This window comes from Oleiphilus sp. HI0080, from assembly GCF_001635135.1.
This window is the reverse complement of record NZ_LWFU01000748.1, coordinates 1-9,911: the sequence shown is the minus strand read 5'-3', so window position 1 is coordinate 9,911 and position 9,911 is coordinate 1. Positions and strand designations below refer to the sequence as shown.

The window sequence follows — 9,911 nt, the reverse complement described above, 5'->3', positions numbered from 1 at the left end:
CCAAATGTTCCCCAAGGGCGACAGTCTCGAGTTGAAAGAGGATAGCGCGAATCTACAATCGACTATCCAACAGTATGGCGCAGACGAGTATTGGAGAGCACGTAAAAAGACCATTGAGCAGACGTGGTTCGAGGCGCTTTTTTGGCAACAAAGGCTGGCGCTTTTAGAAGTAGATCAGGGGTTTCTCGAGCAAATGCGCGACTTTATTAAATCGCTTTACGAAGTTGGCTCTAGAACCCAATCAGATCTAATCGGTGCTGAGCTGGAATTGATTAAGCTTAAAGAGCTGTCGATATCAGCAAAACAGAGTTATGACTTGCACCGAACAAAGCTTGATAGCTTGGCGAACCAAACGTTGCGCGACGCCAGCCTTTCGCCCAATGAGCGTTATACACAAGTCGAGATTGATCGTTTGCTCAATATAAGAGTGGGCAAGGATAGTTTTACACTTCACCCCCGCATACTCAGGCATGAAGCAAACCTGGCGCTTTCGAAAACGCAAGTAAGCCTGCTTGAACAGGATTTTGAGCCTTCTTGGGGGGTCGAGGTAAGTTATGGCTTGCGAGATGGACAAAACCCTGACGGCTCTGATCGACCTGATTTTTTCTCTGCAGGAATTAGCGTTGCAGTGCCATTTTTTTCGGAAGGCCGACAGTCTTCGAATATCGGCGCAGAGAAACATAACATGTCGTCAATTGCGCTGCAGAGGGATGAAGAAGCACTTGGTATTTACTATGCGTTCCTGAGTCAGCAACAGCAGCTTCAAAGGACTGCTGAGCAACGAGAGCTTTACGTAGATCAAATTGTTCCAACTCTCATCGATCAACGAGCAACAGCGCAGCAAGCGTATGAATCAGACGAAGGGAGTTTGCAGCTAGTGATCAATCTGTTTCTTAAAGAACAAGACGCAAAGGTGATGGTTGCGCGGTTGCGTACACAGGAAAATAAGCTTGTGTCGGAGCTGAACTATTTCCTTGGCACAAATGAAACTGAAAAGGTAGGGAACGAATAATGTTTAAGAATGGAATATTACTCTTAATTCTGTTTTCGATAGGCCTTTTTAGTGGCGTTAAATTGGCCCCTGTATTTCAGGGCAGTGCAGACACCGCTGAAAGTAATGCTGAGGAAAAACCTCTTTATTGGGTTGCACCAATGGACAAAAACTACCGGCGCGACGGCCCAGGTCAGTCGCCAATGGGAATGGATCTGGTGCCAGTTTACGAAGAAGAGTCGAGCAATGAACCAGGGATTCGAATAAGCCCCGAGGTTGAGAATAACCTTGGGGTCAAGACTGTTCCAGTAGCAAAAGAAACAGTTGTTTTTCCGATTCAAACTGTTGGAACAGTCGTGTTTGACGAAAGCAGAATCGAACATGTGCACACCCGTGTAGACGGCTGGATAGAGAATCTATCCGTTGCAGCTGTTGGTGATCGTGTTGAACAAGGGCAGGTGTTGTTTGAGCTTTACTCGCCAGCCCTTGTAAGTGCACAAGAAGAGTACTTGGCAGCGCGACGAAGTAAGAATACGAAGCTCATTAAAGCATCAGCCTCCAGACTATATGCACTTGGGCTAAGTCGAAACCAAGTTAACAGCCTCGCAAAGAAAGGAAAGGTTGAGCAGACCGTTAGTATTACAGCATCACGTTCCGGCGTAGTGAAAAGCCTTAACGTGCGAAAGGGTATGTTCATCAAACCAGCCACCGAGGTCATCGCAATTGCCGATTTGAGCTCTGTGTGGGTGATTGGCGAAGTTTTCGAGGGCCAAGCTGGTTTGGTTCGTCAGGGGGTTGACGCAAGCATTGTCTCGTCTGCTTTTCCCGGGAAGGAGTGGCACGGAACCGTGAATTATCTCTATCCGGAGCTCGATACCGCTACCAGAACGCTCAAGGTGCGTGTGCGTATTGATAACGCAGATGAGCTATTACGGTCCGGCATGCTGGTAGACCTAGCTCTAAATATTGCTCGTTCAGAAGCTACGCTGACAGTGCCACGCAGCGCGGTTATTAAAACTGGCCGCCATAACCGTGTAGTCAAAGCGTTAGGAGAAGGCCGTTATCAGTCGGTCCCTATTAAAATTGGTTACGAAGGATTATCCGCTGCAAATGACAACGCTGTGATCGAGATACTTAACGGTCTTTCTGAGGGTGAGAGCGTCGTCATTGCTGCGCAGTTTTTGATTGATTCAGAGTCTTACGTAGAGGCTGAATTCAAAAGAATGGAACAACAACTGAATAACCCCTCCGAAATGGCCGAACCCGATAAAATGGCACAAGAAGTCTTAACCAAAGGTGTTATTGAGAAAGTTATGCCTGAAATGGGCATGGTCACCATCACCCATGAGCCAATAACTGAATGGGATTGGCCTACCATGAAAATGGACTTTGGTTTCGCCGACAGCATCGAACCAAATTCATTCACTGAAGGAGCAACGGTCGACTTCATTCTGAGGAAAACCGGCGACTGGGACTACCAAATTACAGCCTTGGGTGACCAAGCTGTGATGCAGCATTCAAAACAAACACAGAAGCTACCTCAAGGCGCCGTTAAATCAAACGGGATCATACGGGACGTAATGCTCGATATGAATATGCTGCAGGTTGTTCATGAACCAATTCCTGAGTGGGAGTGGCCAGAAATGAATATGTCTTTCATCGTTAAGGAAGACGAGGCGCTCCCAGATCTGGAGTCCGGAGATCAGATTTCATTTTATCTGCGAGAAACTGAAGAAGGTGACTATGAGATCTCAAACGTACGAAAGCAGTAGGTATTGCAATAACGACCAAGACTTAAACAAAAAACGCAAGGAGTTAAGTATGACTAGTCTCAACAAAGTAACCGCATCAGGTGTCTTCGCGACACTTTTAGTTATTGTTAGTGCAAACGCCGTCGCTACAGATCACGGCATGCATCACGAGGGCATGCATCACGAGGGCATGCATCACGAGGGCATGCAGAACGAAGGTATGCACGGTGAAGGCAAACATGGAGAACGTATGAGCAACATGCGCGAAGTAATGGGCATGGGGCGACTCAACAAAATTATGGCTGAGAGAGGCATGGTAAATATTAACCATGAACCGATGCCTGAGATGAACTGGCCTAAAATGCGCATGAACTTTCAGGTTCAAGAAGGTATCGATTTAAGCGAACTCAACTTAGGCGACGAAGTTGAATTTACATTGATGGTTGACGATAACAACAACTACATCATCAAAGATATCAAGACAAAATAAGTACAAGGCTCGGACGGTCCATTGCCGACGAGCCTTGCCTAATAGCCTTGCACGGGCTGCATAACCGTTAACGGAGTTCTTACATGATCGCTGCCATTATAAGATGGTCGATAACGAACCGCTTGTTTGTTCTTATTGCTACCGCAGTCTTGCTCGGACTGGGGGCGTATGCTGTTAAAAATTCCGCAGTCGATGCCATTCCAGACCTCTCCGATGTGCAGGTGATCATCAAAACGAGTTATCCGGGACAAGCTCCACAAGTAGTAGAGGACCAGGTGACATATCCGCTAACGACTGCGATGCTCTCTGTTCCCGGAGCGATATCGGTGCGCGGATATTCATTTTTTGGCGACTCCTATGTGTACGTTATCTTCGAAGATGAGACGGATATCTATTGGGCTCGATCAAGAGTTCTTGAATATTTAAACCAAGCAGCGGGGAATCTTCCGGATACCGCGAAGCCGCAGTTAGGCCCAGATGCAACTGGCGTAGGCTGGGTTTACTTGTACGCACTGGTGGATAGAACAGGCGCTCACGATCTTTCGGAACTTCGAAGTATTCAGGATTGGTTTCTCAAATATGAGCTGCAAACGGTCGAGGGTGTATCGGAGGTAGCTACCGTTGGCGGCATGGTGCGGCAGTATCAGATAGAAGTAGACCCGAATAAATTGCGCGCATACAACATTCCGTTAAGCCATATTTCGAATGCGGTAAAGCGCGCAAACCAAGAAACCGGTGCTTCCGTCGTCGAGATGGCTGAAGCGGAATATATGGTTAGAGTGAGCGGCTATCTAAAAAACGTCAGTGACATTGAGAACATACCCTTAGGCTTGAGGCAATCCAATATCCCCATCCTATTAAAGGATGTTGCCGAAGTTCGAATAGGACCACAAATGAGAAGAGGTGTGGCCGAACTTGATGGAGAGGGCGAGGTTGTTGGTGGCATTGTTGTCATGCGTTTTGGGGAAAACGCACAGGAGGTGATTAGTAACGTCAAAGCACGACTTGATTCGTTGAAGGCTGGACTACCGGAAGGGGTGGAAATAGTTACTACCTATGATCGATCCGGGTTGATAAACAGAGCAGTTGATAACCTTGTTGAAAAACTAGTTGAAGAATTTGTTGTCGTGGCGATCATTTGTGCTTTGTTTTTGTTTCACCTGAGGTCTTCTTTAGTTGTAATTCTCAGTCTTCCTGTGGGTATATTGACCGCATTTGTCATCATGTATCAGCAAGGCTTGAATGCCAACATCATGTCGCTTGGCGGAATCGCATTAGCGATCGGCGCCATGGTTGATGGGGCCATTGTGATGGTCGAAAACGTGCATAAGCACATGGAAAAAACGCCGCTCACGAATGAAAACCGCTGGGAGGTAATCGGACGGGCGGCAACGGAAGTCGGGCCACCTCTTTTCTTTTCCCTATTGATCATCACCCTGAGCTTTCTTCCTGTATTTACGCTAGAAGCGCAGGAAGGAAAGCTTTTTACGCCTCTTGCTTACACAAAAACATATGCAATGGCCGCCTCTGCCGGTCTCGCCATTACGCTGGTTCCGGTATTGATGGGCTACTTTATTCGCGGCAAGGTGATTCCAGAGAAAAAGAACCCAATCAATCGCTTACTTATAGCGAGCTATAAACCAGCGCTAAAAGCTGTTCTGACTTACCCAAAGACGGTTGTTCTGTTGGCGTTCGTTGCTATGGGTATCGGCTTGTGGCCGGCAACCAAGCTCGGCAGTGAATTTATGCCCCCGCTGGATGAAGGCGATCTAATGTACATGCCAACCACCTACGCGGGTATTTCAATTGGCAAAGCTCGAGAGCTATTGCAACAAACCGACAAGCTTATAAAAACGGTGCCTGAAGTAGAGACTGTGTTCGGGAAGGTTGGCCGCGCAGAAACGGCAACGGATCCTGCACCTTTGACCATGATAGAAACATTTATTCAACTGAAGCCGCGTGACCAATGGCGACAGGGAGTAACCACGCAGAGTCTTCGTGATGAGTTTGATAAGTTGGTTAAGTTCCCCGGCCTAACGAATGCTTGGGTGATGCCCATTAAGACTCGAATAGACATGCTATCGACCGGTATAAAAACACCCGTTGGAATAAAGGTCGCAGGACCTGATCTAGCCGTGATTGAGGAAATCGGCAAACAACTTGAAAAAGTGCTTCCAGATGTTGAGGGTACGGCTTCCGTATATTCTGAACGGGTCGCAGGGGGACGCTATGTTCATATCGATGTAAATCGTGAGGCTGCGGCGCGGTTTGGTCTTTCCATCGCTGATGTTCAAGAAGTGGTCAGAGCTTCGGTTGGCGGAATGAACATTTCTCAGACTGTAGAAGGACTTGAAAGATACCCTATAAATCTTCGATACCCCCAACGCTTCCGCGATTCCGAAGAGCAGTTGAAGTTGTTACCTGTAGTCACCCCGTCAAAGCAAAGAATTGCGTTATCTGATGTCGCTTCAATATACGTGACACAAGGACCGCCCGGAATAAAGAGTGAAAATGCAAGATTGAATGGTTGGACGTTGGTAGATATATCGGAACGAGATCTCGGCTCTTATGTGCGAGAAGCGCAAAAAGTGGTTGCGGAGAAAGTGATTTTACCCCCCGGATACTCAATTAACTGGTCGGGGCAGTACGAATATATGTTGCGTGCAGAGCAGAAGTTGAAGGTCGTTGTCCCTTTAACCCTTGCCGTCATTGTGTTGCTACTCTATATCAATTTTAGAAATTTTACCGAAGTATTGATTATCATGGGTACCGTTCCTTTTTCACTAATCGGGGGTCTATGGTTAATGTATTTACTTGGTTACAACATGTCCATAGCGGCCGCAGTAGGGTTTATCGCACTCGCTGGCGTGGCTGTCGAAATTGGGGTGTTGATGCTCGTCTACCTTAATCAATCACTCGGCGATGCAAACGCCATAGCGCAACGAGAAGGGCGCACGCTTTCTCAGCAAGAATTGTCGGACGCAGTGTTAAAAGGGGCCGCACTGCGCGTGCGGCCGATTATGATGACCGTGTTGACGGTCGTTATCGGGCTTATCCCAATTATGCTCAGTGATGGCACCGGTTCTGAGGTGATGCAACGAATTTCTGGTCCGATGGTTGGAGGGATGATTTCGACGCTAATCCTTACGCTTCTCGTCATACCAGTAATCTTTTATTTGTGGAAAAAATCAACCAATGTTGAATTAATTAGTAACGGAGAAAAAGTATGAAAACGAGCAAAGTCGCGTTAATCGGTGTTTTGGCTGTCATCCCAATTGTAGCTCTTGGCGGGCCAGGTGAGAGCGGCCATGATCATAGCTCTCATGGTCATAGTGCTCCTGATCAGGGTGTTAGTAATGAGCATATGCACAAGAACTCACATTCATCGATGCATGAAAGTATGCATGGCGGAGATCATGGTATGCATGGTGGTCATGGGCATCATATGGAAAGCATTGCTGGTTCACCTGGAAAAGAAAGCGAGGTAGACAGAACGATTGAGGTCACGGCCAATGACTCGATGAAGTTTATTCACGAGCCTCTTGAGATCAAAGATAGCGAGACCGTCAAATTCGTAATCACCAATACTGGCGATACGGTACATGAGTTTTCCATTGCAACTAAAGATGAGCATATGGAGCATGGAAAAATGATGATGAAAAACCCGGACATGCATCATGGCCCAGGCGGCCCGTCTATCACTATAAAACCAGGCGAGACGGAAGAGTTGATATGGCGGTTTGAAGAAGCTTGGCAAGTTGAGGTAGCTTGCAATATGCCGGGGCATTATGAGGCTGGTATGCATAGCCCGGTGACGTTTAAGTAGCAAATGACATTACCAAAGTGTGCATACGATGACGCTTCGAGCGTCATACTTTTTTGCATCAAAAGCACAGCCGAACAATGCGCTGCGCTTTTGATGAGCAAGTCTACGATGAAAGGTATTTCTTACCGAACGTAATAGAGTACAAGATAACCGACCAGCAACACAGCCACCCATACAACCATTGTTTCGGTAGGCCATAGTTTCGCGAAATACCCCTTTGGTTTTCCTGTCTGCGAATCGTACGAGCTGGCTACAAGGCTTTTCAAGCTATTGATCGCCGAGTTTTCGCTTGCGACATATGCATTATAAACAGAGCGTGCGCCACGTTGAATGACACTTGGCGCCAGCTTTCGATATACCCAGTCAAAATCAAGATTAGTCGAGCGAAGCTCGGGTGGGTACATGTTTTTAAGGTTCAACCAAACAAAGGCCATTGCAGAGAAGAACAGAAGTTGTAGCTGAGTTAGAACGTGCGTTAAATCATAGGGCTGGTACTCTGCCTCCCATGGAAGTAGGGAATAAACCGTTTGCGCCGGAAAGGTCCCAATTATCACACATAGCGTAGCCGCTAAACCCATCGCGATGAGCATGTTTTTCGGAGGTTCCGTGGTACGGATACCGGAATCATGCGCGAAGAAAGCGAAGTAAGGTATCTTAATGCCTGCGTGGTGAAACACCCCTGCTGCCGCAAACAAAAGAAGTAGCCAGATGATGTCATAGCCTTCCGCAATTGCAGCGCTCATAATCATCGATTTAGAAACAAAGCCACTAAACAGCGGGAAGGCGGAAATCGACGCTGCACCGACGATACAGAATATCGCTGTTTTTGGCATGCTTTTATAAAGGCCGCCCAAATCGGAACCGTTCATTCGCCCGGTCATGTGGAGCACTGCACCCATCGTCATCATCAACAGGCCTTTAAAAATGACGTCATTAAACGCATGTGCGACTGCGCCATTGAGCGCCAATGCAGTACCAATCCCCACACCGACAATCATAAAGCCTATCTGGTTAATCATGCTATATGCGAGCACGCGCCGAAGATCGTTCTCAATCACAGCATAAAAGATCGGGAAGCACGCCATCGTGCCGCCAATCCAAATGAGAAGCTCCGTACCGGGGTAGCCGCGAGCAAAAGCATACACCGCAACTTTCGTTGTAAAAGACGCCAAAAATATCGTGCCGGTTGGTGTCGCTTCTGGATAGGCATCTGTTAGCCAGTTGTGAACAAATGGGAAGGCGCACTTAATGCCGAACGCAAGGAAGATTAACCACGCGCCGATTTGCGCCAGACCGGTATGTTCTAAGCCGATGTGCTCGAAACGTAAACTGTTACCCGCCTGAACAAACATCAGTAAACCGGCTAAAAGGAGTACGCCGGACAACACTTGAATGATTAAATAACGAATACCAGAAGAGTAGGCGCGGTCCGTACGGCGTGCCCAAACGAGAAAAACAGATGTCAGCGCTAGCAATTCCCAAAACACGAATAGGGTTAACAGATCACCCGCGAAGACCGCACCAACGGCACTCGCTGCATAGCTGAGGGCAGCAACGTGCTGAACCGTATCCTTTACATGCAGCGCATAGACGATGGCAATGAACGAAGCCAAGTGAAACAGGTACCCAAACATCAAGCTAAGCTTATCAACCCGAACTGGTTCAAGTGCATAGCCCATAAACTCAAAAGACCAGTAGACGCCGTGCTCTAACCCAGTTAACTGATACGCACCCCAAACAGGGGCAAGCAGCATGATCACACTGCGAAGATGACCCCGCAAAAGTATGGCTGCAAGCGATCCGATTAATAGGGGCAAAAAAGGCGGTAGCAACGTCATACTACTCATCGTAATAATCCTCGCCACGCATTAGAAACTTTCGCATCTCTCGCGCTATCAGTACCAACACAACGCAACCAACGAAGCCATAGATCGCATAGAATGCGGGAATCTTTTCCCATTCGTGGTAAATGTGTCGATGCACAACAAAGTCAGCCACCACAAGTAAGCCGCATATCACGTAAAAGACTTTTAGCATTTTTTGGATGTTCTCCGGTTTGTCGAAGAAATCCTGAGGCTCTTTATTTGGATCCATTTATTGCCCTCCCTGCGTAGTCGAAACACCGGGTATCAGATTTACCAGCTCAATGAGCGGCTGCGGGAAGAAAAACAGCGCCACACAAGAAAATGATGTAATGCCGATCGCGATGAGGATTGCGACAGGAGCTTCTTGAACTTCACCCCATGTCCAAGGCCTTGAAGCACTGTCTGTTTGATTGAAAAAGGCCTTCATCGGTATGGGCAAAAGATAGGCAATGTTGAGCAGGGAGCTAATCATTAACACGGCAACAATCACTAGCTTATCTGCATCGAGTGCGCCAATTGTGAGATACCATTTACTCCATGTTCCCGCCATTGGTGGCAGCCCGATAATGCTAATGGCCCCAATCGCGAACGCGCCCATTGTGAGGGGCATCTTTCTACCCAAGCCTACCATGTCACTAATATTTTTTTTGTGGCTCGCCACCATGATGGCACCCGCGCAAAAGAACAGTGTTATTTTGCCCACCGCATGCGTGGCTATGTGCATCGTCGCCCCGGCTGCCGCGATTGGCGAAGCGAGTAAGGCCCCTACGGTAATGTAGCTCAACTGGCTAACGGTAGAGTATGCGAGGCGTGCTTTGAGGTTGTCCTTAGTCATCGCAATACACGATGAAAGCAAGACGGTCGTTGCTGCGATATATAGCATCACATCAGTCAGCGAAATCTCTTTAAGTTGCTCAAGCCCGAAAATATATATTACGACCTTTAAAACACTAAATACCCCTGCTTTAACAACAGCAACAGCATGGAG

The 9,911-nt window shown here is 47.6% G+C and carries 8 protein-coding genes; 5 read left to right on the top strand and 3 right to left on the bottom strand.

What is annotated here, in order from left to right; all coding sequences use genetic code 11:
- The 5 genes from A3751_RS15770 to A3751_RS15750 form a co-directional block, all read left to right on the top strand.
- On the top strand, positions 1-1,012 hold a 1,012-nt coding region (locus A3751_RS15770; protein WP_156492528.1), incomplete at its 5' end, for a TolC family protein.
- Entirely contained in the window at positions 1,012-2,763 is a 1,752-nt protein-coding gene (locus A3751_RS15765) for an efflux RND transporter periplasmic adaptor subunit (protein WP_068457818.1), read from the top strand. The genes A3751_RS15770 and A3751_RS15765, both read left to right, overlap by 1 nt.
- A 49-nt stretch (positions 2,764-2,812) precedes the next feature.
- A complete protein-coding gene (locus A3751_RS15760) occupies positions 2,813-3,232 on the top strand; it encodes a copper-binding protein (RefSeq protein ID WP_068457815.1) in 420 nt (139 codons plus the stop codon).
- Between the two features lie 83 nt (positions 3,233-3,315).
- Positions 3,316-6,462 (top strand): efflux RND transporter permease subunit, encoded by a 3,147-nt coding sequence (locus A3751_RS15755; RefSeq protein WP_068457814.1) that lies wholly within the window; start codon positions 3,316-3,318, stop codon positions 6,460-6,462.
- Positions 6,459-7,058 (top strand): plastocyanin/azurin family copper-binding protein, encoded by a 600-nt coding sequence (locus A3751_RS15750; protein WP_082863310.1) that lies wholly within the window; start codon positions 6,459-6,461, stop codon positions 7,056-7,058. Before A3751_RS15755 ends, A3751_RS15750 begins: the two co-directional genes overlap by 4 nt.
- A 122-nt stretch (positions 7,059-7,180) precedes the next feature.
- On the opposite strand, the gene A3751_RS15745 is transcribed toward A3751_RS15750, so the two are convergent.
- The 3 genes from A3751_RS15745 to A3751_RS15735 all read right to left on the bottom strand — a co-directional run.
- Entirely contained in the window at positions 7,181-8,905 is a 1,725-nt protein-coding gene (locus A3751_RS15745) for a Na(+)/H(+) antiporter subunit D (RefSeq protein WP_231871771.1), read from the bottom strand.
- On the bottom strand, positions 8,898-9,152 hold the full coding sequence (locus A3751_RS15740) for a hypothetical protein (protein WP_068457810.1): 255 nt from the start codon (positions 9,150-9,152) through the stop codon (positions 8,898-8,900). Before A3751_RS15740 ends, A3751_RS15745 begins: the two co-directional genes overlap by 8 nt.
- Positions 9,153-9,911, bottom strand: a 759-nt coding sequence (locus A3751_RS15735) for a proton-conducting transporter membrane subunit (RefSeq protein ID WP_304439039.1), incomplete at its 5' end; no start/stop codon positions are given.

Bases quoted from the DNA above. Each gene is read 5' to 3' on its own strand.
- A3751_RS15765 (WP_068457818.1), top strand. From the start codon at position 1,012: ATGTTTAAGAATGGAATATTACTCTTAATTCTGTTTTCGATAGGCCTT.
- A3751_RS15760 (WP_068457815.1), top strand. From the start codon at position 2,813: ATGACTAGTCTCAACAAAGTAACCGCATCAGGTGTCTTCGCGACACTT.
- A3751_RS15755 (WP_068457814.1), top strand. From the start codon at position 3,316: ATGATCGCTGCCATTATAAGATGGTCGATAACGAACCGCTTGTTTGTT.
- A3751_RS15750 (WP_082863310.1), top strand. From the start codon at position 6,459: ATGAAAACGAGCAAAGTCGCGTTAATCGGTGTTTTGGCTGTCATCCCA.
- A3751_RS15745 (WP_231871771.1), bottom strand. From the start codon at position 8,905: ATGAGTAGTATGACGTTGCTACCGCCTTTTTTGCCCCTATTAATCGGA.
- A3751_RS15740 (WP_068457810.1), bottom strand. From the start codon at position 9,152: ATGGATCCAAATAAAGAGCCTCAGGATTTCTTCGACAAACCGGAGAAC.